The following is a 24,465-nucleotide window of genomic DNA, read 5'->3' on the forward strand; positions in this document are numbered from 1 at the left end:
GAATAATTTTGTCCGCAGTAATTTAAAAAACAACTTTTATGAAGATATTAATAGTGTATGCGCATCCGGAACCAAAGAGTATGAACGGGGCTATGTTTAACACCGCAATAACTACATTGCAGGAAGCAGGTCATGAAGTGCAAACCTCCGACCTGTATGCCATGCAGTTTAACCCAACATCCGACCGCACAAATTTCACCAGTGTATACAACGATGCTTTTTTTAAACAACAACTGGAAGAACAACATGCCTCCCGCGTAAACGGTTTTGCAGCTGATGTTGCAGCCGAACAGGAAAAAATAGCCTGGTGCGATGTAATGATCTGGCAGTTCCCGATGTGGTGGTTCAGCATCCCCGCCATCCTCAAAGGCTGGGTAGACCGCGTATTTGCAATGGGTACCTCTTATGGAAACGGCCACATTTATGAAACCGGCATTTACACGGGAAAGAAAGCGATGCTTTCACTCACCATCGGCGGACCGGAAGATGCGTATATTAGCGGCGGGCTTCACGGCGACCTGGAAAACATACTGAAACCTATTCACCGCGGCATCTTCCAATTCACGGGCTTTTCCGTACTGGAACCACAGGTAATACACGGCCCCGCAAGGATGTCACCGGAAGAACGCGCACTGGCATTAGAAAAATGGACGGAGAGGTTAACACAGATAGCGGAAGAAGCCGCCATTGAATTGACCGCATATTAATATTAATTATCCGGGTACATGAATAAGCGCTATGCGGATATAGCCGACTTTACTTTCTCCCGGTGATATAGCCCCCACTCCACCAGGTTTTCCGCCACGGGGAGAATAGTTTGCCCGTATGGTGTAATGGCATACGCTACAGTGACTGGTTTGGTGGCCAGCACTGTACGGGTTACCAGGAAATTGATCTCCAGCACCTTTAGCTCCTTCGACAGCATACGCGCAGAGATACCATTGATTTCCCGCAGCATTTTTTTAAAATGATTGCTTTCTGCCGTGCGGTTGGCCAGATACCGCAGCAGCTGGAGTTTCCATTTGCCGCTGAATAGCTCAATGCTGTCGCGCATGGCGGTGAGTTCTTCCTCACAGGTAGCTTCCCGTATCTGTCCTTTGATGTTGATTGTTGCCATATAGGTTCTCCTCATGTAACCGGTTACCTCCGGTTTACCTATAGCAAAGATAACCCAACATCGTAATAGTTTTGTGGGATGAAACATCAGATGCAGGCGATTATATTAAACGATTTCGGCGGCGTGGAAAACTTTTCCATGACCACCATGCCCATACCGGAACCCGGCGACGACGCCGTGCTGGTGCAGATTGCAGCGGCCGCCTTTAACCCCATCGACTACCAGATCAGGCAGGGCGCTACAGAGCGCAAGCGTATGCACTCACCGGTGCTGGGCCGCGAATTTTCAGGAGTGGTTGTGAAAACAGGCAAAGCCGTTACACAGTTCAGCCCCGGCGACGCCGTAATGGCGGCATCCGGCAGCATGGGCTCCAATGGCACTTACGCGGAATATATCAGCGTGCCCCAGGATATACTGGTGCATAAGCCGGCGGGTATTTCCTTTGCCACAGCAGCCGCTATCCCAACCGCCTCGCTTACGGCGTTGCAATGCTTAAACAGGCTTGGACTTTCCCCGGAGGCGCCTGTTTTTATCAGCGGCGCTGCCGGAGGCGTAGGACTGGTACTGGCAAAACTATTGCTGCACGCAGGTTTTACGCAACTGCTGGCCACCGCGGGCAGTGAAGAAAGTACGCAACAGCTGGTCAGCGCAGGGCTGTCTGTCTCCCAAATTATTAATTACCGCCAACCCGGTTTGCTACAGGCAATACTACATCAGCGGGAAGGAAAAATGTTTGATGCGTGCATAGATCTTGTTGGCGGAACTATGTCCGAATTAAGTGCAGCGCTGCTTACTACCAACAGCATTTACCAGGATGTAACGGCGCTTACCACAGCCGCAGCCAGGGAAACGTTGTTCAACAAAGGCGCCGTGATCATGAACATTTCCAACTATGCATATTCGCTTACCGGGAATTTTAAATATTATGGAGATGGCCTCCGGCAGATAACCAAATTACTGGAAACCGGCGCCCTGGCGCCTTCCTCTGTATGGATCACCGGCGGGTTTAGTGTGGATACCGTACAACGTTCGCACCAACTGCTGGAACTCAACCAGAGCAAGGGCCGCAAGCTGGTGATGGCGCTGTTTTCTAATGATAAATTAATGGCAACAGGTATATCACGGCATCATGTTTGAGGCAAGGCGCGCATGTGGAATCAACTTATAGAAAATGCGGACCACCTGCCTAATTTCCTATGGAACCTTATACTGGCGGGCATTGCAGTCATCACCGGATGGCTGATCAAATACTTGTTATCGATCTTTTTACGCCAATCTGTACGAGCACAGCAGGATTTCTCCCTGATACACACCATCCTTTTCCGCCTGGGAAAAGCGTTCAATTACTTCCTGCCGTTGTTGCTGCTCAACATGGCCATCCCATTAATGCGGGTACACCCCAGCTATGTGCCTGCGCTGAGTAAAGTGGCGGAAATAGCGCTCACGCTCTCTTTTGCGGCGTTGGTGATCGGCGCTATCAAGGTGCTGGAAGATTATGTATATCATACCTACGACCTGAAGAAGACCAATAACCTGAAGGAGCGTAAAATACGTACGCAGCTGCAGTTTATCCGTAAGGTGTCTATTGCGCTGATATTGATCATCACGGCCTGTATTATTTTACTGAGCTTCGACAACATGCGTAAGCTCGGCGCAGGGCTCCTCACCGGTGTAGGTGTGGGCGGTATCATTATTGGTTTTGCCGCGCAGAAATCATTGGGCAACCTGCTGGCCGGTTTCCAGCTGGCATTTACACAGCCTATCCGGATAGATGATGTACTGGTAGTGGAAGGTGAATGGGGACGTGTGGAAGAAATTACCCTTACTTATGTGGTGTTGAATATCTGGGATCAGCGTAAACTGATTTTACCGATTAATTATTTTATAGAGAAACCTTTTCAGAACTGGACCCGCACCGGTTCGGAAATACTGGGCACGGCCTTCTTTTACCTGGACTATACCGTACCCGTGGACCAGGTGAGGGCCGAGTTTGAAAGACTCCTGGAGACATCGCCGCTGTGGGACAAACGCGCCCAAGCCCTGCAGGTAACCAATACCAGCGAACGCACCATTGAAGTAAGGGCGCTGATGAGTTCCTCCAGTTCAGGCAATGCGTTTGACCTCCGGTGTTATATCCGCGAAAACCTCATTAAATACATAAGGGAGCATCACCCCGACAGTTTGCCTAAAACCAGGGCCTATATTGAAAATAAAGGTGACCAGCCCTTATCAGCATAACGACTTTTCCAGCACAATCATGTGCCGGCATTGAATACCATTTTCATAAATGGGTTCGGGGTAGTGTGTGGTGAAATAGTTTTTCCGGATGGCGGTTATTTCAAACCCCTGCCGCTGGTACAGGTACAACTGGGCAATGCTGGAGTTGCCTGTACCAATACAAAGCTTTTTAGAGCCGCCTGCCCTGGCGCGTTGCGCGGCATCCTGCAGGAGGATCTTTCCCAGGCCCTTTCCCTGGTAGGCCGGGTTTACGGCGATGTTCTTAATTTCCAGTTCATCATTATCTTTCAAAAGTACGTAGGCGGCAATTACCTGTTTCTTTTTTTCCAGCACATATACGTCGCTGAAAGGGAGGTAACTGTTGATCATGGTTACAGATGGATCGGCCAGTAGCAACAGGTCATAGGGCATCTTCTCGTTGGTGGCTAATTTCCGGATAGTTGTTTCTTCCTGCAGGGAGGTCATCGATGAATAGTTTTGTTGCTATAAATTGGAATAATAGGTATTTTCTTACGAATCGGGTCCCAGGGCAACAGCTACAAACAGGTTCAGGGAACAGATTAACAAAATGAATATACAAAAAAACAGGCATCTGTTTACACAGATGCCTGTAATATGTTTGATTATTGAACAGCGATGTACTGCCGCTTTACATTATTACCATAAATTTCTATCTGCGCATCCTTGCTGGTGGCGGTAGCGCCGCCGCTGATGCTGATCGTTTTCTGTTCGCCGGGTAATACAGAAATATAATTATCGCTGTAAAATACCGGTAAGATCCTTTTCTTGTTCTGTGTATTTACCAGCGATACGCGGTTGAAAAATGCCACAGGCCCTCCTGCCGGGTTGCTGATGGTAACGTTAATACTGTCGGCTCCCGCTTTCACTGCAGTTACCTTCACTCCTGCTGCCGGCATTTGTGCCAGCCCGGAATAATTTCCTTTGGCATCCGGCAACCAGTACAGGTTTTCATCTACCACCTGTTGATGGGCATTCAGCAAGCGTAAAGAGAAGAACAATCCCTGCTGCGCTTTTAGTTTATCCAGGAGGGGTTTCATATTCATAAACTTTTGCACGGTGGTGGGTCCTACTTCTACAAACACCTGTGTGAGCAGGCTGTCATTGCCCTGCATGTCGTATGTTTTTAATTCCAGCATCAGGTCGCGGGCGTATTGGAAGGTGTTGTTCACGGCCATCACCATTCCTTCTTCCGGATCATACATCACGTGCAGCGGGGTGGCTCCTTTGCGGGTGCCATACAGGCATGCGTTGGGATCGAGGTAGTAATCATACATCTGGCCGCGCAGGGCAGTCCAGGGGTTTTGCGTTTTCCAGATGATCACGCCGGTGTACCAATCCCACATGTGTGAGCTGAAGCCTTCCATTAAAGCGCGGTACTGATCGTAGTTTACCAGCTGTGCTTTGTTGGCCCACTCTCTCAGGTCGTTTGTTTTCCCATAGGGATCTACGGCTTTGTTATAAGCGATGTACTTATGGTAATCCCATACCGCATCGGTTTTGCCGGTTTGCTGATCGGGCGGCACCAGGTTTTCCGCGGGGAGGAATCTTTCGAGTGATTCATAATCGCCCGTACCTACCGAACCTACTTCGGAGTTAAACGGAAAGGTGCGGGTGCTCCAGAAGGTAGACAGTGGCTGAATACCGTAAGGACCGTCGCCATTGCCGCCAAGCGTGTTGTGCGACATACTGTCGGAGTTGGAGTAGTCGAAGAAATAGCGTGTACCGTCCAGTGTTGGAATAATAGAATCCTTCATGGCGGCGAACAAATCCGCCGGAGGCGTAATTTCATTTCCTCCGCACCAGAAAGCCAGCGAGGCATGGTTGCGTAACATCTTCACCTGGTCGGCTACACTTTCGAGGAACAGGGAGTGGTTGTCGGGGTATTTACGACGGGTCCACTGGTCTTCTTTCTTCATGGGGTCCTGCCATCTGCCGTTACAGTCGCCCGATATCCAGAAGTCCTGGAACACCAGCAGGCCGTACTTATCGCAGGCTTCGTAGAACTCTGGTCGTTCCGTAAGGCTGCCGCCCCAGATCCGGATAAGGTTCAGGTTCATATCGCGGTGGAAGCGTACTTCTGCATCGTATCTTTCTTTTGTGAAGCGGAACAGGGCATCGGAGGTGATCCAGTTGCCGCCTTTAATAAATATCTTCTGACCGTTTACGGCAATTTCCCTGCTGCCGGTGTGTGCATTCCAGTATGTTTGAATTTCACGAACACCAAATTCCACGTCTTCCTGATCATCCGTTTTGCCGTTGTTTACAAACTGCAATTGCAGCTGATACAGCGACTGCGGGCCATAACCGGCGGGCCACCATAACAGTGGCTGTTTCAGCAGCAGGTCCGGCAGTTGCACAGTGGTAGTGGTATGTGGCGGCAACGTTACTTTTTTTGTGATGTGGTTACCGGCGAGGATGTATTGCAAAGTGCCGGTGACATTTCTGGCGGTAGCATTTTCCAGGGCTGCTCCTACCTGCAGGGTAGCGGGCGCCTGCGGGCCTTGCGGCTGGCGGGTACCGGGTACACGGGTAATGATGTGCGGATCTTTAATCCTTACGGCGCCTGTTTTTTCAATGGTCACTTTATCCCATATGCCGGTGTTGCGGTCGCGCATGGGTTGGATCCAGTCCCACCCGGCGGTATACTGCGGACCGTTATTTTTTGCAATGGTGCCATCGCCTCCCTGTCCGCCATTGGGATTACCCGGAAACTGGGGTGGGTACACGATTACAGCCAAACGGTTTTTCCCGTTTTTCGCCAGGAAGGGTGTGATGTTATATGTTTGGCGGAGATAGGCGCCGTAGTGGGTAGTTTTATTAACGCGGTGGCCGTTCAGGTAAATATCGCAGCCATCATTTACAGCCCGGAGATGCAGCCATACCTGCGCATCGCCGGTGGCCGGCTGTTCTGTAAAATCCTTTACAAACCAATAAGTGTAATGATCGCGGCCGGTGTGGTAGATATCCGGTATCTTTTCATTGTTCATGCCATACATCGGATCGGGTACCTGCTTATTATCCAGGAGCGTGGTAAGCACCGTACCTGGTACAGTGGCCGGCGTCCATCCGGAGAGAGTATATGCCGGATCTGAGAGTTGCTGACCGGTAACTTTTACGCCGGCGATATTATTGCATTGCCATCCGCTGTTGAGTTCATATTTTTCCTGCGCTGATAATCTTAAAAAAGATAAAATCAGCAGGCAGGAGATCGTTGATTTCCGAAACATAGTGCATTTTATTTTTACGGCCTGTAGTTACCTGTTACAATAACCGCAAAGATAGCACAACCGTATTCCGGATCAAAGCAGGTATTTTCTGCGCAGGATTGTTTCTCCCGGAAATAATAAAAAATCCCTTCGCCTGCTGTTGTATGGCGGGCGAAGGGAGAATATTACTGCTGCTCTGCTAATTCCTTTACTTTATCCAGCGCTACGGGCCAGGTTTTACTGAAGTAATCTTTAAAATCGTCTGCCAGGTCCATTTCCACGAGTAACTCCGTTTTGCCGTTCACGTTAGTAAGCGTATAATTTTCATAAGCGCCGGCCCAGGCTTTTACTTTGTCGCTGGTGAGGTCTTCCACACCGTTATCAATTTCACCGAGGTGTTGGAACGACATAAATTCATTGGGCACTTTGTCTGCGATCCTGGCCACCATGCCGCGGTTACTGCCATCGTGGAATATGACTTTGCTTCCTTTCTCCCAGTTGGTATCTACCTGAGAGCCCTCAGCAAAAGGGGCTGTCCATTGCTGGTAGGAAGTTTCGCCCCAAAGTACGTCCCATACTTTTTCACGTGGCGCATTGATGGTCGTTTTAAATGTTGTTTTTTCCATAACTAGTCATTTACAGGGTTCATAATTTGTTTGTTGTATTTGTTCCGGTATTCCAGCGGGGTGAGTCCGGTTACCTTTTTGAACATTGTCCGGAATGTTTTTGTGTCGATATATCCCACGTCATAGATTACCTCATTCACGTTTTTTGTGCTGGTTTCAAAGTCGCGTTTGGCGGCTTCTATTTTTATCCGCTGAATATATTCTATCACCGTGTTACCGGTCGATTTTTTGAATCTTCTTTCAAAAGATCTTCTTCCTATAGCCGACATATCAGACAGTTGTTCTACCGTGATTTTGTCCTGGTAGCTGGCTTCAATAAATTCCTGTGCTTTCCGGATTGGTTCGTCGTTATGTGCTTTTTGTCCTTCGAAAATGATGAAAGGCGACTGGCTCTGGCGGTCAATATCAATGGCATATGCTTTAGCGGTGAGGATCGCAATATCCCTGCCAGCATACTTTTCCACCAGGTAAAGGATGAGGTTGAGGTAAGAATAGGCACCGCCGCTGGTATAGATGCGTTCTTCTTCCGTGATGATCCGGTCGTCCATCAGATTTACATCGGGGTACATGCTTCTGAACTCCTGCGCCATTTTCCAGTGGGTAGCGCATTGCTTGCCTTTCAGGAGGCCGGTAGCTGCCAGGAAAAAAGCGCCCAGGCATAAACTGGCTACAGCAGCGCCCTGTTGATATTGCTGCCTGATCCAGGGAATAAAATCCTGGTTCATGGCCGCGGCGTTCGACTGATCCCCGTGCAGCGAAGGAATAATGATCAGGTCTGTTTTCTTTACATCTTTTATCAGCACCTCAGGAGAGATCGTAAATAATCGGTTACGCTGGCTTACCTCGGTGGTTAATCCCACCAGCTGCACCTGGAACTTGGGCTCCCGGCCCTTTTCAGCGAGGAAGTTGTTGATGTCCGATAAAATCTGGTAGCTGCCCTCGATGTTAACTAAACTGGTATGCCCGAGAGGGACCAGGATGGAAATATGTATCATACGCTGCAATTATAATAGTTTATGCCGCAATTACCCTGAGAATTGTCGCTTTACACCCCTGTTACTTCCCGCAACCCTTGCGATTTTTGCAGTATAGTTTTCACACAAAAATCCGGTTCTACAATGACCATGATCCATACCTACCTTACTTTTAACGGTAACTGCCGGGAAGCAATGACTTTCTACAAAGAATGCCTGGGTGGAGAGCTGATGCTTCAAACTATCGGGGAATCGCCTGTTTCGGCGGAAATACCTGCTTTTATGAAACCGTTCATTTTACATTCCAGTCTTACCAAAGGCAGCCTGGTACTCACTGCGTCCGATATGGTGCCTGAAGCGGGACTTACCGCCGGCAATACCGTTTCTTTATTACTGAACTGCAACAGTGAAGACGAGGCCCGTACTTTTTATGCCCGTCTTTCTGCGGATGGTATTCCTACGCATCCGCTGGAAAGTACTTTCTGGGGCGCTTTATTCGGTGGACTTACCGATAAGTTTGGTCTTCACTGGCTCATTAATTTTGAAGGCAACAGCCGGCAATAATGCTCTATTTTCCGTTAAATGCTTTTTCAAGCGCTGCGATATCCAGTTTCACCATTTTCATCATGGCCTGCATGGCTCTGCCCGACTTTTCTTTATCAGGATCACTCAGAAATTTAGACATGATGGTGGGCGTAATCTGCCAGGACAAGCCAAATTTATCTTTCAGCCAGCCGCATTGCACTTCTTTTCCTCCATCTGCGGTGAGCTTCGACCAGTAGTAATCTACTTCTTCTTGGGCTTCACAATATACCGTAAAAGAAATGGCTTCTGTGAACGGGAACTGTGGTCCTGCATTGATAGCCAGGAACTCCTGTCCTTCCAGGTGAAAGGTGGCGGCGAGCAGCGTACCGGCAGGAATAGGAGATCCTTCCCCGTAATATGACTTGTCTGTTACTTTTGAATTTTTGAAGATAGATGAGTAAAAGCTGATCGCTTCTTCTGCATTCATATTAAACCATAATGATGGGGTGATCTTTTGCATAACGATAGATTGAAGTTTTACAGATTTTTCATTTCGTTACAAAGATACCTGCCGTCTTTTTCATATTGACGGTGCAAAAGCGACATTCTTTGGGGGCACTTGCGACAAAGCGGAGGTTGTCCTGGAACAGGATTAAACTGATTTTGCTGATTACATTGATTTTACTTTTTTCTTTGGAAGATGATAGCTTGAACAATAGACAGGCAATACTTTGCACATGCTTTGCAGATACTTTACACTTACCTTTGATGTGGAGAGAACATGGAGTTGACGTGGAGGTGATGTGGACTTGATCGGTAACATATTGTGTACCAATGCGCTATAGGGGGTTCCGGAAGATTCCTTAGGGGGGATGCATCAGAGAAACAAACTGGATATCAATGCTTTAGGTACTTTATAAAGATAAACGTAACCGGGCAAAAAACAAAATTCCGGAGTAGATTATTCATTTAAGAAAATGGTCATCTTATGAACATGGGTAATAACGTCGCAAATTTATATTTCAAGTCAAAAAAGACTTCGTTAATAATCCTGGCAGCAACGGCCCTCATTTGTTCCAGAATGCTGTTCTACGTTTTCAATGATCCTGAAGGTCCAAATCTTTTAATAGTTGTGGTATTGGCGATGGCTGTATATTTTTTTTCCTATGCGGTATATGTATTCAGCCCATCCAAAACCGGGGGTATTAAGAGACTTCTGGCGGCAATCTGTATCCAGATACTATCGGTCATTGTGCTCTATTTCTGTATGAAATGGTTTTAGGGACTTATAAAGATCAGGGGAAATCCATCTCCCCTGATCTTTTATCAAAAATCCCAAAAATAAAATCAATGTAATCAGCAAAATCAGTTTAATCCTGCTCCAACACAATTTCCTATCGCCGGAGACGATTGCTTTTCGCGGGCGGCCAGCAATTCTTTTAGTCCCATCATAAGCAAAGAGCCGGTACCGAAGAGCAGCATCACCCAGGGAGCGTTGTGAATGCCCTGCGTGGTAATAATCCAGCCGCTAACGGCTGTTCCCAGGGTAACACCCATATTGCCGAAAGAAATAGATAAACTGGTGGCAAACCCCGGCGCTTCCGGTGCAGCAGCCACCATATACGCCTGTGCGGTAATAAAGCAGGGCGTGTGCAGGAAACCCCATACAATAATGAGCGGCACCGACAACAGCGGGAGATAGTAAATCCCGATAGACACCAGGGTAATAGCGACGAGGGAAGCAGCCATGGTAGCGGTTACACTTTTGCTCAGCAGTTTACCCGCCAGGAAGTTGCCGGGTACGCCGGCGGCGCCAAACAACAGCAGCATTACGCCTACTTCGCCGGTGGACATATGATTTACTTTTCCAAGATAGTCCGCAAAATAACTGTAGGTGGAAAACATGGCCGACACCATAAACACGTTCATGATACTACTGGCCAGGAACGCAGGTTTGGTGAGTATTTTCAGCTGCGCGCCATAAGATGGTTTTTCCCCTGCCGGCATCGATGGCAGAAAAGCAAGGATGGCAATCAGGGCCAGCGCGCTCACAATAGTTTGTACTACAAACGATAATTGCCAGCTGTTATAGATCCCTGCCAGCCAGGTAGCAAACGGTATAGTCGTAACCGTTGCAAGAGCAATGCCGCTCATTACGATAGCCATCATTTTATGGGTGTGCTTTTTATCGGCCGCACCGGTAGCGGCTGCGATGGCTGTGGAAATGTACACCGGCTGCAGGAATGCCGGCAACATCCGCACCAGCAGCAGTAACCAGAAGGGAGGTGATAAAGATGATACCACTCCTGTTATAAGAAAAATAGAAATGCTGACAGCCATCAGCGTTTTACGGTTATATCCTGATAACCAGAGTGTCATCAGGGGGCCTCCCAGTGCAATCACCAATGCAAAGGCACTTAACAGGGTGCCTGCCTGATCGATAGAGATGTTGTAATATGCCGCCAGTTGCGGAAGTATACCAATTACACCGAATTCGGTGGTGATGATGCCAAGTAAACCAAGACTTCCAATATATGCGATCCTTTTCATTTGCTTTGTGGTTGAATAATGCCATGCTTTTTTGCAGATACAAAAGTGAGGGACTATATCATATAAAGAAAATAATATGATTTATCAATCATCATAAAAATATTTATAACTTGCAGGATGGTTAACCTGGAGTGGTACAGAACATTTAAAGCCGTATATCAAACCGGCTCACTAACGGCGGCATCAAAGATGCTGTTTATTTCGCAGCCGAATGTAAGTCAGCATTTATCTGCATTGGAAGCGCATATCGGGAAACAGCTGTTTGAGCGTAAGCCCAAGCTGGTACCTACTGATTATGGCAAGTTATTTTATACGCAGGTGGTAGAGCCGCTGGAAAAACTGGAGAATGTAGAAGCTGATTTCCGTTACTTCTGTATCACCAAACAATTACCCAATATTCACATCGGCGCGGTGAAAGAATATTTCCAGGCCGTAGTAGCCAAACGTATCAGCGATGTGCCGGCGAATATCATAACGGAGTTTGGTCTTACCAAAGACCTGCTGCGGCGGCTGCAGAAAGGCGATCTTGATTTCCTCATTGCCACGCAGCTGACAGAAGAAAAGAACATCATCTACGAACCCATACTCCGCGAGCAGTTCCTGATTGTATCCAGCCCGGATCTTGATATCAAACCATTTAAAAACTTCCTGAAAAAGAAAACGCTGGATGAAGCAGAGTCGTGGCTCCTGAAACAGCAATGGTTTGCCTACAGCAGCGACCTCCCGGTGATACGGCGTTTCTGGCTGGAGAATTTCCGCAAACGTCCTGCTGTCAAACCGCAGTTTATTATCCCGGACATGCAAACCATCCTGCAGGCGATCAGTTGTGGTAACGGTGTTACCATCACCGCCGATTATATGGTGAAAGAAGGCATCAAAAAAGGGGAACTGAAAGAAGTATGGCGGGGTAATGTGCCTGCCAGCAATACGCTGTACCTGGCTTACGACAATACCCGGATGGCCTCCGACCGGGTGAAAATTGTGCGGAACCTGCTGCAACTTTAAAGAGGCTGCTGAAAAGAAAAATAAAGTTTATTTTGTAGTTCTGAACGATCATTTTACTATTTATGAAGCTAAGATTCCACCTAAGCACCCTTTGGCTTATTTTAAGCCTGTTTGGCAGCGCCATGAGCCAGGCCCAACAAACTCCTCCCCGCTTCCGGGTGATCGCCTTTTATACTGCTAAAAACGACCAGGCACACATCAGTTTTGTACATGAAGCCAATAAGTGGTTTCCGGAGATGGCCGCGAAATATCATTTCAGCTACGACTCCACCAACAACTGGCAAAACCTGAATGCGGCATTCCTCTCGAAGTACCAGGTAGTGATTTTCCTGGATACGCGGCCGGAAGATGCTGCACAGCGCGCCGCGTTTCAGCAATACATGGAACATGGCGGCGGCTGGATAGGCTTTCACTTCGCAGCTTTTGCGCTCACGCCATCGGATGTACCTCAAAACTGGAACTGGTACCACAACACCTTCCTGGGCTCCGGATCTTACGGCAGCAACACCTGGCGCCCCACTTCCGCTGTGCTGCGTGTGGAAGACCACCGGCATCCGGCCACCAGGAATCTGCCGGATACTTTCTCTGCCGCTCCCAATGAGTGGTACCGCTGGAGCAATGATCTGCGTAAAAACCCGGACATTAAAATATTGCTGTCGGTGGATTCCAGCAGCTTTCCGCTGGGTACCGGCCCCAAGCCACATGAGATCTGGCACAGCGGCTACTACCCCGTTGTATGGACTAACAAAAAATACAAGATGCTATACCTGAATATGGGGCATAACGATATCGACTATGAGCATCATACCAATAAGGAATTATCTTTCACATTTGCGAATGAAACGCAGAACAGGCTGATACTGGATGCGCTGGAGTGGATGGGGAAGAAGAAATAAAAAAGCAGCGCACCGATGTATACCGGTGCGCTGCTGTTGATTTAAAAAGTAAAATCAAAGTAATCAGTATAATCAGCCTAATCCCGAGAAAGACAAAATCCGCTTTTAATTCATAAACGCTTCTATCTTTTTCTTCTCATCCAGTTTTACAAACTGTCCGTACTTATCCAGGTATTCTTTGGCCACTGTTTTAAACCCGGCCTTATCCTGTTTATTGAGCAGATAGATTGTTCTTGCCCGCAGGTATATTTCCTCTCCCGGCGCGCCATAAGGCTTTACGGCTGTGTAGATAGCGCCCCAATCAGGGTTAGTGCCATTTTCCGGTACGGCGGGTGCAATGAGGTCCTGGTAAATGAGGTTCATCATTTTTACGGCCGCTTGTCGTGCGCCCATTGCTTTATCGATGGCTTCCATGTTATCGCGGATAATGGAGAAGCCGGTGTCGCGGGTGCTGCCGGTTACCTGCATCACATAACGAAGATCGTCTTCTGAATAGGGCTGTTTCATCACGGCGAAATAGTCGGCTCCTGCGAGGGCGGCTCCATCTTTATCGCCTGCCTGCACGGCCAGCATTGCCAGCTTTCTTAAAAACTCCGGATCTTTTTTACCATCGATGTACTCCTGCAGCATGGCGCTGTAAATAGCGGTGGGTTCTGTGAGATCGGCGTCCTGTGCGGCGACAGCGGGAATAACTCCCATGTCTTTATTGAGAGGTGCATGAATTTTTCTTATTTCCGCAAACGGAATTTTTACTACTTCGCGGTCGTACGTGAGCAACCCATTTTGTTCTCCTTCCACATCAAAAGGTTGGGTGTAGATGCTGGCGGATAAGCCTTGCCGTTCCAGTAATTGCAGGTGTTGGTTCATCACGGCATATTTCGATTTCAGCGCGCCCGGTTTTTCCTGGATGTATCCCCAGGCGGTATTAGTATTCCACTGATGATCGGCGATGAATACGCCGATACCGCCGAACTCGCCCAGTACGCGGGCCTTTCCGGGCATCTTAATAGCGTTCATGGGATTGGGGTAGCTGTGTACATCGGTGAGGTCTGCACTGACGTATGCATTCGGACTGGGACTGCGGAGTTTTTCATTTACATACAGGTATTCCCCGGAGTGGCCGTTAACGAGACGGGAAGGGTCGCTGCGTTTGATCCATTCTGTCAGGCGCTGCTGATCAAACTGTCCCCATTTTTCGTTGAAGAGCACCCAGGTGGTAACGGAGGGATAGTTATGCAGTTGTGCCAGCGTTTCTTTGCATTGTTGTTCAAAGGCCGCTTTGGCGCCTTCCGGCAGGCTGTGATTGGGACTTACCATATCCTGCCATACCAGCATGCCGAGTTTATCTGCCCAGTAGTACCAGCGGTCCGGTTCTACCTTGATATGCTTACGGATGGTGTTAAAGCCCATTGCCTTGATGGCTTTGATATCGAATGCCAGTGCTTCATCAGTTGGCGCGGTGTATAAACCATCGGGCCAGAAGCCCTGGTCCAGTGTACCGAGATTGAAGTATGGTTTGTTGTTGAGGAAGATGCGGTCCACTCCTTTTTCATCTTTTGCGATAGATACTTTGCGCATACCGAAATAACTTTTCACTTCATCGGCAACGGTATTGCCTTTCAGGAGCTTCACGGAAAGGTCGTACAGGAAAGGGTTTCCGGGCGACCATAAAGTGGGGTTTTCCAGCTTTAGCTGCAGTGGCGCGCCGCTTTTGCCTTTCACTTTACCTGCGGGCTTACCGTTGGCAGAGGCGATGGCTTCTACGGTGTAGCCGGCAGGAGCGCTTACGGTAAGGTTAAGCTGCTGCTTATCTATATCCGGTGTGAAATTTAACCCGGAGATATAATCTGTTGGCACTTTCTCCAGCCAAACGGTTTGCCAGATGCCGGAGCTGGGCGTGTAATAAATATTGGCAGGGTTGAGCACCTGCTTGCCGGAAGGACCGATGCCCCTGTCGGACGGATCGTAGATCTTCAGTACCAGGATGTTTTCACCATTTTTTACAGCGTTGGTGATATCGATGGTAAACGACGTATAGCCGCCGGTGTGACCACCCACTTCTTTCCCGTTGAGATATACTTTGCTTTGCCAGTCGACCGCGCCAAAATGCAGGAGTGTTCTTTCGCCGGCGTTTTGCTTGATCTCAATTTTACGACGGTACCAGAGCCGTTGCTCCGGGAGCAGTGTTTTCTTTACCCCCGACAGTGCCGATTCCAGTGGATAAGGCACCAGTATTTGTCCGTCGAAATTATAAGGCGCTGCTTCATCAGTGGCGGTGATAGCGTATTCCCAGAGACCGTTGAGGTTTTGCCAGTTGCTCCGTTCCAGTTGTGGCCGTGGATAAGCGGTGAGGGCGTTTTGCGGACTTACTTCTTTTGCCCACCTGGATTGAATGGCAACGGGCTTCATTTTATAAGTGGTTTGTGCCTGTAGCGGGCAAAGGCCGGATAACAGCAAGGCAGCGGCCAGTAATGGTGTTCTCATCATGGAGTTACTTATTTCTTTGTGGTTAAATTGAGTGGTTGACAGGGTTGTGATCTTCAGTTCATCTTAATGGCTAAAACAGGTACGGTAGCAAAATATACATAATTCCCGATGAATAAACGGACTTAACTTTTAAGGTTTGTTAATCTGTATATTTTGCATTTTCATTAATATTATATTTTACAATAATGTTATATAATCATCTCTATAATTAAAAAATAAACAGCATCTCTTTATGATAATTAATATTTTATTCATAAATTATACAAAAACAATCTCATCCTATGGCATAATTAAAATATTATTAAAATGAATACTATAAACCTCAACCGCTATGATCACATCTCCAACACCTGGGATGAAATGTACATTGCCGATAATCACCTCCGGGAGCAATACCACCGGATTATCAGCTATCTGGAGAATGAATCTGCCAACGACCTCAATAAGAAAGAAGAACTGGCGAAACGGCTGTTTATGAGCCAGGGGATCACCTTCACGGTATACGACAGCGGAGAAGGGATTGAAAAGATCTTTCCGTTTGATATTATCCCCCGCATCATCACCTGCGCCGAATGGACCTTTATTGAAAAAGGTATTAAACAACGTTTGAAAGCCCTCAACCTTTTTCTGAAAGATGTATATAATAACCAGTTTATTATCCGCGATGGCGTGATCCCTGCTTCACTGATCTACTCCTGCCCTCATTTCCTGCGGGAAATGCATCAGCTGAATGTGCCCTACGACATTTATATCCATATTGCCGGGATAGACCTTATCCGGGATTACGACGGTACTTTCTATGTGCTGGAAGATAATCTCCGTACGCCTTCCGGCGTGAGTTATATGCTGGAAAACCGCGAAATCACCAAACGGCTTTTCCCCGACCTGCTGCCACAGTGCAAGGTGCGCAGCGTAACGGAGTACCCATCTATTCTTTATAAAAACCTCCTGTCGCTGTCGCCGCGGGCGGTCGCCAATCCCACCATCGTTTTGCTCAGTCCCGGTATGTACAACTCCGCCTACTATGAGCATACCACGCTGGCCCGCCTCATGGGCGTAGAACTGGTGGAAGGCCGCGACCTGGTGGTACGCGATCAGAAAGTATACATGAAAACCACCACCGGTTTGCAACAGGTAGATGTGATTTATCGCCGCGTGGATGATGAGTTTATAGATCCGCTGGTGTTCAATCCTAAAAGTGTACTCGGCGTAGCCGGCCTGATGAGCGCTTACCGCAAAGGCAATGTAGCCATCATCAACGCCACCGGCAACGGTGTGGCCGATGATAAAGCTGTATACAGCTACGTGCCCGACATGATCAAATATTACCTGAATGAAACACCGCTCCTGAAAAACGTACCTACCTATAGTTTGGGTAACCCGGAACATAAGGAATATGTCTTTCAGAACATGCATAAAATGGTGATCAAAAAAACCAATGAAAGCGGCGGCTATGGCATGTTAATGGGGCATGCTGCCTCCGAATCAGAAATAGAAAGTTATAAAAAAGAAATACTGAAAGATCCCCGCAATTTCATCGCACAGCCCACTATCAGCCTGTCTACCGCCCCTTGTTACCTCGACGGAATGCTGCAACCGCGCCGGGTAGACCTGAGACCTTATGCCCTCGTAGGACCAGACGGCATCTCTATTGTTCCCGGCGGATTAACCAGGGTAGCCCTGAAAGAAGGCTCCCTCGTAGTAAACAGCTCACAGGGTGGCGGCAGTAAAGACACCTGGGTACTGGCATCATAAACTAAAACACAAGCCTATGTTAAGCAGAGTAGCCTCCAGTTTATATTGGTTGAGCAGGTATGTAGAAAGAAGCGATGGTATTTTAAGAATGCTGAAAATAAACTACGCATCTTCACAGGACACCATCCAGGAATTTACGTGGACACCGGTGATCCGTATTTCTTCCGGCGGAAATGAAGCAGAAATTTCATCTATCAAAAACGACAGCCGGTCGGTGATCGAGTACCTGCTCTTTAACCGCGACAATCCCAACTCCATCATCAACATGATCACACTGGCCCGTGAAAACGCCCGGAGTGTGCAGGAACACATTGCAAAAGACCTCTGGCAATGCCTCAATGAATACTATCATACCGTGAAAGATCCAAAGCTGCTCTGGTATGTACAGAAAGATGACCCAGTAACAGCGCTGGATATCCTTATTAAACAGGTAATGCTGTATTACGGTACTGCAGGCAGTATCATGGAAAGAGGCGAAAGCAGGAGCTTTATGAGCATTGGTAAATACCTGGAGAGAAGTATACAGTCCATCGATATCCTCGACATCAAGTTTATTTCTATTTCCAATAATCCGGACCTGCTCACGGATACCTCCTACTGGCAACACCTGCTGCTGTCGCTGGGCGGTTATGAGTTGTACCTGAAAACCTACCGTAAAGGCTTTGAGGCGGAAAACGTACTGGAACTGGTAATGCTCAATAACGATTTCCCACGGTCGGCAAAATATTCCGTTAATAATATTTACCGTTACTTTGAACGATTGAAAAGTGATAAGAATATTGAACACTATAATAAGCTGTCGTTTAACATCGGGCGGCTGAACAGTACCATCACCTACAGCTCCGTAAACAGTATGAAAGCGGAAGGGTTGCATCCCTATCTTGTTAAAATCAGGAGCGAGCTGTATGGCATCGGAAACCTGCTGAATGAATACTATTTCGCAAACGCTTAACCATTGCATTATATGCCTGTTTTCAAAATAAAACACATCACGCATTACACCTATGAAACACCCGTGCGGGACAGCGCCAATCAAATTATCCTGTATCCCGTAAAAGATGAATACCAGAAAGTGATCAAGCATGATCTGAGTATTTCCCGTCACCCGGAAGTGGAAATATTCAAAGATTATTACGGCAATGAAGTGGGTATTTTTACGCAAACGGAGCCGCATCATGAATTGAAAATATTTTCGGCCATCGTTGTAGAAACCATACCACGGCCGCTGCCAGCCGATCCCCTTCCTCCTGCCACCCAGTGGAAAATGCTGGAAGATATCCGCTACGACGTAGCATTTATTGATTATCTCAAACACGAAGTTTTTGAAAGCGTGGCTTCTTTACGGCAAATTTCACTGGACCTGAAAGAAGATACAGACACGCCTTTCAAAACAGCGGTGCGATTTTGTGATTACGTGTTCACCCATTTCGATTATATCAAGGGGGTAACAACGGTAGACAGTACCCTGGATGAGATCCTGCTGCTACAGGCAGGCGTATGCCAGGATTTCGCGCACCTGTTAACCGCTATGCTGCGGTTTACACAAATTCCGGCGAGGTATGTGAGCGGGTATATCTGTCCCAATAAAAACGGTATGCGCGGTGAAGGCGCCACCCACGCCTGGGCGGAGGTGTATATTCCCGAATATGGCTGGCTGGGGCTGGACCCCACCAACAACTGCATTGCCGGTGAGAACCATGTAAAACTGGCCGTGGGGCGTAATTTCAGCGACTGCTCGCCGGTGAAAGGCGTATACAGCGGTGGCGCCGGCCACACGCTGGATGTTACCGTATCAGTGGGTTACGACGACCAGGATCAGTTTGATCCGGAGCCCTTTTTCCCTGCCCAGCCCGCCATGAGCAGTACGGTTCCGGCAGCGCCTGCAAAAAATAGTTATCAGCGTCATCTTGAAGAAATGATGATACAGCAACAGCAGCAACAACAATGAGTACCGGAATTCTACCGTTGAATGGCGGGATATCGTCTGCGGAGCCCGCCATTCAACGGTTTGGCCCGCTAAACCATCTTTCCTATTTATTTCTTAAAACAATTTGATAATTCACAAATAAAGAAAAATTTATATAGTTTTGCCTGGAACCTTGATGAGCGAACGATAACTACAACTGTCACAACTTAAAAAAGTACAATGCAAAGCTTAGCCATAAAAGGCCGCTGGGATGCTATCTGTAATACCGTCAGCAAAATCCCGCTGAAATACCTGTATGCTTTATTTTTATTAATGGCGGTGGGCATCTCCTTTCATTCCTGGTATTCCTCGCAGGACATGGAAAGATGGACCCGTTATAACAACTTCCTGATCTTTAAACAGGCGTTTTCGCACCTGATACACAACCAGGACCTCTACGTATTATACGAATCAGAGTATTACGACCTGTATAAGTACAGTCCGTCGTTTGCCTTGTGGATGGGCGCTTTCGCCTGGATGCCGGATGTACCGTCCCTGATTTGCTGGAATATTATGAACGTGGTAGTATTTATTATTGCTATCAGGACCTTACCGGTAAAGAAAGAAAAGCAATCGATCCTGTTATTGTTTTTGGCTATAGAGATGATGATTGCGCTCACCAGCTCCCAGATCAACGTACTGATCGCAGGCTTTTTCATCCTCGCATGGCATTGCATGGAAAATAAAAAGATCTGGCTGGCAGCATTGCTGCTGGTAGTAACCGTGTATATCAAGTTATTTGGCGTAGTGGCTATGTCGTTGTTCCTGTTGTATCCTGAACGCTGGAAAGCCGCCTTGTACACGGTGTTCTGGACGGTAGTGATTGCACTGATGCCGTTGCTGGTGATTTCCTGGGATCAGTTGCTGTTCCTTTACAAGAGCTGGGGCCACCTGCTGGCCAATGACTATTCCGCCTCTTACGGCGTGTCCGTGATGGGATGGTGGCATACCTGGTTTGATATGGATATCTCCAAACAGCTGTTCATGCTTTCTGCGGCGGCAGTATTTATGGGGCCCTTCATACCCATACTTTACAACCGGGAATCGAAATTTAACCTGAGCATGCTGGCTTCTGTGCTGATATGGGTGGTGATCTTTAACCATAAGGGGGAATCACCTACTTATATTATTGCGCTCACGGGTGTGGCGATCTGGTATTTTACACAGGAGCGGCCATCCACGTTAAACACAGTGCTGGTGGTGCTTACGCTGGTATTCACCTCCTTCTCTTCTACAGACCTGATCACTCCCTACTGGATTGCCAGAACTTATGTAGAACCTTATGCAGTGAAAGCGGTGTTTTGTTCTATTGTATGGCTGAAAATAGTGCTGGAGCCATTTTTCGTCACATCCCCGGAGCCGGGAACCATTACGGCAGAGAAGCTGCAGCGGGCAGCATAAAGATAAAACGAAAAGGGAAGGCACGATGCCTTCCCTTTTTTTATGCGTTTTGTTTTCTTACGTATTTGGTGAGGATCACGATGAGTTGTCCTTCTATCTTTCCTTCTATTTGTTCTGTATTATCCGGTACAAGGCGGATGTTCTTTACCACGGTACCCATTTTAGCATTTAAGGTAGAACCTTTTACATCAAGGGATTTGGTAAGAATAACGGTGTCGCCGTTTTGCAGGATGGCGCCATTGCTGTCCCTGTGCAGATCTACAGCGCCGTCGTTTTCATGATCGCCGGTAGCTTTGGCCCAGGCCAGCGCTTCATCGTTCAGGTAAATCATGTCCAGGTTATCTGCGGCCCAGCTTTCCTGTTTTAAGCGGTTCAGCATACGCCAGGCTACAATCTGCACACCTGGAATTTCGCTCCACATGGATTCGGTTAAGCAATGCCAGTGGGTACTATCCAGCTCTGCTTTTTTCTCAATCTGCGACTGACATTTCTCACAGATGAAGATACAATTATCCTGATCACTGTAGGTCTGAGGAGGTACTTCATACACATTCAGCGGTCCTTCTGATTTGCATAGTTCGCACTTGTTTTCACTCCTTGTTAGTAATAGTTCGTTCAGCTTCATAATATCCTTTATAAAAAAATGTGCACGAAGGTAATGTTTTTTGTTGCGGGAAACAGTGATTTTCTCATTATCCTGTTGTTATCACCCTGTTAACAGGCCGGCTGGTACGGGTCTGCGGGATTAACTTTTTTTAAGTACTGTTGCCAGCAGCCGGATCCCCTCCTCCAGTTCCGCGGGCGTTAATGATGCATAGCCCAGTCGTAATGCGTTCAAGGGTTTCCCGTTGAAGGAGAACCTTTCGGTAGGTATAATGGAAACACCTTTTTTTAACAGCTTTGCTGCCAGTTCTTCTGTGTTAATATCCCGGTTTATTTTTACCCAATAGGCCAGTCCGCCTTCCGGTTTTTTAAAGGAAATTTTTTTATCGAGATGGGTATGAAGATATTCGCTCATTGCTTCACGCCTCTCGCGGTAGAACCGGGCGGCTCTTTTTGCATGCCTGTTGATGGCGCCCTGTTCCATCAGTTCCGCAATGGCCTGCTCCATAATCGGATCGCCCTGCCTGTCGACCAATGCCCTCAACCGCGCCAGGGATGCGATAAATGCAGGCGGCCCCGTTACATAACCGATGCGTACCGCCGGCGCCACCAGCTTACTGAGGGAGCTGATATAGATCACATTGGCTGCCCGCTCATCACTGGCCAGTGGCAGCAGGCTTTTCGCATCGAAGTGAAATTCGTGATCATAATCATCTTCAATAACAGCAAATCCATACCGGGCGGATAGCTCCATCAATTTCAGGCGACGCTCCATTTTCATGCTCACCGTGGTGGGAAACTGGTGATGCGGGGTAACATATACCGCTTTCAGTTTTTTAGTACGGCATACCTGTTCCAGTTCTTCTACCATCAATCCTTTATCATCCACACCAATGTTGATCATGTACGCGCCTGCATGTACAAATGTTTGCCATGCGGGCAAATACCCCGGGCACTCCATAGCTACACTGTCGCCAGGCCGGATAAGCGTTTGAGCGGTAAGAAACAGTGCCATCTGGCTTCCCCTGGTGATGCAGATATCTGCTTCACCGGTGTTCATTCCCCTCCTGGAAGACAGCATCCCGGTAAGGGCTGTACGTAATCTTTCTTCTCCCTGTTCATGTCCGTATCCCAACATACGCCACCTGGCTTTTTGCTGAAAGATCCGTTTGTAGGCCCGTGCCAGTTCGTCCAGTGGCGCCAGCCGCACATCGGGTAAGCCATCGTTGAATACAATAAAGCCGGAATTGGTTTTAGCCGGTATGGGCGCTATCTCTGTTTCATTAAACTCAAAGCTGCTGTGAGTGCGGCTGGCGGCTTTTTTCAGCGTCGGTAATTCGGCGGCTACAAACGTTCCCCTCTTATCGGCAGATTCCAGCCAACCCTCCGCGATTAGTCCTTCATAGGCCAACACCACTGTTTTCCTGTTTACGCCGATATCTTCCGCCAGGATACGGCTGCCGGGTAATGGGCTGCCGGGTTTCAGCCGGCCCTTCTTTATTTCTGCAACAATGCCATCTGCAATCTGCTGGTATACCGGCAGCTGATGATTGAAATCTATAGCGAGTATTGTTTTCCAGGGTCTGAGCATCTGGACCATCTATTTTAATGAAAACTGGATCATTATGATCATCCAAAAATAAACAAATTTTGTGGCATCAAAACAAACCAGTATTTCTTCACACTTAAATTTTGAGTATATGAAAAAAGTACCCGATCAATTTTCGTCAAAAGATTTTCACCAGACTTTTGCCAGACCAGTATTTGTAAAGCCATCGAAGCTGATACACAAAAATGTGGAAGAAGCCGGGGAGCACAACCAGTTTTCAGCAGAGCGCAAGCACCCCGTTTTCTTTGTGGATCTGCCCACGAAAAATGTGAGCATGACTATCGGCGGACTATTACCCGGTCAGCTTACCAACCGGCACCGCCATACATATGAAACGGTGTTGTATGTACTGGAAGGGAAAGGCTATACTGAAGTGGAAGACGAGAAAGTATACTGGGAAGCAGGAGATGCCGTATACATTCCCAGCTGGGCCTGGCACCGTCATCAGAATGAAAGCGATCATGAGCCTGCCCGGTACATCGCCTGTGAAAATGCGCCGCAGCTGCAAAATCTTGGCGTAGCACTGCGGGAAGAGGAAGGCCGCGATCTGTAACTATCTTTCTTAATTAAAAAATTAATACTATATGAATAACCACCCTGCATTTGAAGGGATCATCGCCTACCCTATTACGCCTTTCGACCGGGAAGAGAAAGTGGATATCCCTTTATTCAAAACGCTCACAGAAAGACTGGTACAAGCCGGGGCGCATGGTATTGCGCCATTGGGGAGTACAGGCGTATTGCCCTACCTGAACGATGAAGAAAAAGAAGCCGTTACAGAAGCTGCCCTGCAACAGGTAAATGGCCGGGTACCTGTGCTGGTTGGCGTTTCGCACCTTACTACCGAACGCACTGTTTATCATGCGCGCTTTGCGGAAAAAGCCGGCGCCACAGCAGTGATGATCATTCCCATGAGTTACTGGAAACTTACGGATGATGAAATATTCCGGCATTATGAACAGGTAGCAAAGCAGTTGTCGATCCCGATTATGGCTTATAACAATCCGGCTACCGGTGGTATTGATATGTCGCCCGCACTGCTGAAAAGATTGCTGGAAATTCCGAACGTCACCATGATTAAAGAAAGTACCGGTGATGTACAGCGGATGCATTATCTCCGGAAAGCGCTGGGCGAAAGCGTATCATTCTACAATGGCTCCAATCCTTTAGCACTGGCGGCGTTTGCAGCAGGAGCTACCGGCTGGTGTACGGCCGCTTTTAACCTGATACCTGAGCTGAATAAGCAATTGTATGCCGCCATCTGCAGCAATGAATTGTCGCAGGCCAGGGACATTTTCTACCGGCAGTTTGAATTGCTACAGTTTATTGTATCCAAAGGATTGCCCGCAGCGATCCAGGCGGGACTAAAAATCCAGGGAATAGAAAGCGGTTACTTAAGGAGGCCGTTACAGCCACTTTCGGATAAGGACTATGCACAATTGGAAATATTACTGAGTGGACTGAACTGACAAACGCCCGGCTTTCC

Annotated in this window: 22 protein-coding genes; 12 read left to right on the forward strand and 10 right to left on the reverse strand. The window is 47.8% G+C overall.

The annotated features are described in order from the left end of the window. Positions 1–38: 38 nt before the first annotated feature. Positions 39–707, forward strand: a complete 669-nt coding sequence (locus tag V7S65_RS23755; protein ID WP_079472683.1) for an NAD(P)H-dependent oxidoreductase — start codon at positions 39–41, stop codon at positions 705–707. Positions 708–736: 29 nt separating this feature from the next. Here V7S65_RS23755 and V7S65_RS23760 read toward each other — a convergent pair whose 3' ends face one another. Then, on the reverse strand, positions 737–1,117 hold the full coding sequence (locus tag V7S65_RS23760) for a winged helix-turn-helix transcriptional regulator (protein WP_339546511.1): 381 nt from the start codon (positions 1,115–1,117) through the stop codon (positions 737–739). Positions 1,118–1,195: 78 nt separating this feature from the next. Here V7S65_RS23760 and V7S65_RS23765 point away from each other — a divergent pair, with 78 nt between their 5' ends. Continuing rightward, entirely contained in the window at positions 1,196–2,254 is a 1,059-nt protein-coding gene (locus V7S65_RS23765) for a quinone oxidoreductase family protein (protein WP_336388022.1), read from the forward strand. A 12-nt stretch (positions 2,255–2,266) separates the two neighbouring features. Further along, a complete protein-coding gene (locus V7S65_RS23770) occupies positions 2,267–3,355 on the forward strand; it encodes a mechanosensitive ion channel family protein (RefSeq protein ID WP_336388023.1) in 1,089 nt (362 codons plus the stop codon). On the opposite strand, the gene V7S65_RS23775 is transcribed toward V7S65_RS23770, so the two are convergent. The 4 genes from V7S65_RS23775 to V7S65_RS23790 all read right to left on the reverse strand — a co-directional run bounded on the left by V7S65_RS23775 (position 3,347) and on the right by V7S65_RS23790 (position 8,203). Next, entirely contained in the window at positions 3,347–3,820 is a 474-nt protein-coding gene (locus tag V7S65_RS23775; protein ID WP_079472680.1) for a GNAT family N-acetyltransferase, read from the reverse strand. The two genes, V7S65_RS23770 and V7S65_RS23775, sit on opposite strands and share 9 nt — an antisense overlap. Before the next feature lie 158 nt (positions 3,821–3,978). Further along, a complete protein-coding gene (locus V7S65_RS23780; protein WP_336388024.1) occupies positions 3,979–6,603 on the reverse strand; it encodes a glycoside hydrolase family 2 protein in 2,625 nt (874 codons plus the stop codon). Between the two features lie 164 nt (positions 6,604–6,767). Then, positions 6,768–7,208: an SRPBCC family protein gene (locus V7S65_RS23785; protein ID WP_079472678.1), complete on the reverse strand. Its 441-nt coding sequence runs from the start codon at positions 7,206–7,208 to the stop codon at positions 6,768–6,770. 2 nt (positions 7,209–7,210) lie between these two features. Further along, positions 7,211–8,203, reverse strand: a complete 993-nt coding sequence (locus V7S65_RS23790) for a GlxA family transcriptional regulator (protein WP_336388025.1) — start codon at positions 8,201–8,203, stop codon at positions 7,211–7,213. 123 nt (positions 8,204–8,326) lie between these two features. On the opposite strand from V7S65_RS23790, the gene V7S65_RS23795 reads away from it, so the two are divergent. Further along, positions 8,327–8,746: a VOC family protein gene (locus tag V7S65_RS23795; RefSeq protein WP_079472676.1), complete on the forward strand. Its 420-nt coding sequence runs from the start codon at positions 8,327–8,329 to the stop codon at positions 8,744–8,746. A 4-nt stretch (positions 8,747–8,750) separates the two neighbouring features. Here V7S65_RS23795 and V7S65_RS23800 read toward each other — a convergent pair whose 3' ends face one another. Continuing rightward, on the reverse strand, positions 8,751–9,227 hold the full coding sequence (locus V7S65_RS23800) for a VOC family protein (RefSeq protein ID WP_336388026.1): 477 nt from the start codon (positions 9,225–9,227) through the stop codon (positions 8,751–8,753). Positions 9,228–10,072: 845 nt separating this feature from the next. Further along, entirely contained in the window at positions 10,073–11,257 is a 1,185-nt protein-coding gene (locus tag V7S65_RS23805) for an MFS transporter (RefSeq protein ID WP_336388027.1), read from the reverse strand. A gap of 117 nt (positions 11,258–11,374) precedes the next feature. Between V7S65_RS23805 and V7S65_RS23810 the strand changes: the two genes are divergently transcribed. Continuing rightward, positions 11,375–12,262 (forward strand): LysR family transcriptional regulator, encoded by an 888-nt coding sequence (locus V7S65_RS23810; protein WP_336388028.1) that lies wholly within the window; start codon positions 11,375–11,377, stop codon positions 12,260–12,262. Between the two features lie 62 nt (positions 12,263–12,324). After that, on the forward strand, positions 12,325–13,158 hold the full coding sequence (locus V7S65_RS23815; protein WP_336388029.1) for a ThuA domain-containing protein: 834 nt from the start codon (positions 12,325–12,327) through the stop codon (positions 13,156–13,158). A gap of 105 nt (positions 13,159–13,263) precedes the next feature. On the opposite strand, the gene V7S65_RS23820 is transcribed toward V7S65_RS23815, so the two are convergent. Then, complete coding sequence (locus tag V7S65_RS23820) at positions 13,264–15,645, reverse strand: glycoside hydrolase family 2 protein (protein WP_336388030.1); 2,382 nt, start codon at positions 15,643–15,645, stop codon at positions 13,264–13,266. 306 nt (positions 15,646–15,951) lie between these two features. Between V7S65_RS23820 and V7S65_RS23825 the strand changes: the two genes are divergently transcribed. The 4 genes from V7S65_RS23825 (at position 15,952) to V7S65_RS23840 (ending at position 20,767) form a co-directional block, all read left to right on the forward strand. Beyond that, a complete protein-coding gene (locus tag V7S65_RS23825) occupies positions 15,952–17,400 on the forward strand; it encodes a circularly permuted type 2 ATP-grasp protein (protein ID WP_079472669.1) in 1,449 nt (482 codons plus the stop codon). Positions 17,401–17,416: 16 nt separating this feature from the next. Then, positions 17,417–18,352, forward strand: coding sequence for an alpha-E domain-containing protein (locus V7S65_RS23830; RefSeq protein ID WP_079472668.1), 936 nt, complete (start codon positions 17,417–17,419; stop codon positions 18,350–18,352). Between the two features lie 12 nt (positions 18,353–18,364). Next, positions 18,365–19,348 (forward strand): transglutaminase family protein, encoded by a 984-nt coding sequence (locus V7S65_RS23835; protein ID WP_336388031.1) that lies wholly within the window; start codon positions 18,365–18,367, stop codon positions 19,346–19,348. A gap of 198 nt (positions 19,349–19,546) precedes the next feature. Then, on the forward strand, positions 19,547–20,767 hold the full coding sequence (locus tag V7S65_RS23840; RefSeq protein ID WP_336388032.1) for a glycosyltransferase family 87 protein: 1,221 nt from the start codon (positions 19,547–19,549) through the stop codon (positions 20,765–20,767). Between the two features lie 40 nt (positions 20,768–20,807). On the opposite strand, the gene V7S65_RS23845 is transcribed toward V7S65_RS23840, so the two are convergent. Both V7S65_RS23845 and pdxR read right to left on the reverse strand, forming a co-directional pair. Continuing rightward, positions 20,808–21,392, reverse strand: coding sequence for a PhnA domain-containing protein (locus V7S65_RS23845; protein WP_111579273.1), 585 nt, complete (start codon positions 21,390–21,392; stop codon positions 20,808–20,810). A 120-nt stretch (positions 21,393–21,512) separates the two neighbouring features. Then, positions 21,513–22,961: a MocR-like pyridoxine biosynthesis transcription factor PdxR gene (pdxR, locus tag V7S65_RS23850; protein WP_336388033.1), complete on the reverse strand. Its 1,449-nt coding sequence runs from the start codon at positions 22,959–22,961 to the stop codon at positions 21,513–21,515. 109 nt (positions 22,962–23,070) lie between these two features. Between pdxR and V7S65_RS23855 the strand changes: the two genes are divergently transcribed. Beyond that, complete coding sequence (locus V7S65_RS23855; protein ID WP_111579271.1) at positions 23,071–23,532, forward strand: cupin domain-containing protein; 462 nt, start codon at positions 23,071–23,073, stop codon at positions 23,530–23,532. 31 nt (positions 23,533–23,563) lie between these two features. After that, positions 23,564–24,448, forward strand: coding sequence for a dihydrodipicolinate synthase family protein (locus V7S65_RS23860; protein WP_111579270.1), 885 nt, complete (start codon positions 23,564–23,566; stop codon positions 24,446–24,448). Positions 24,449–24,465 lie beyond the last annotated feature (17 nt).

The organism is Chitinophaga sp. CCNWYY40, from assembly GCF_037483205.1.
Lineage (GTDB): Bacteria > Bacteroidota > Bacteroidia > Chitinophagales > Chitinophagaceae > Chitinophaga > Chitinophaga ginsengisegetis.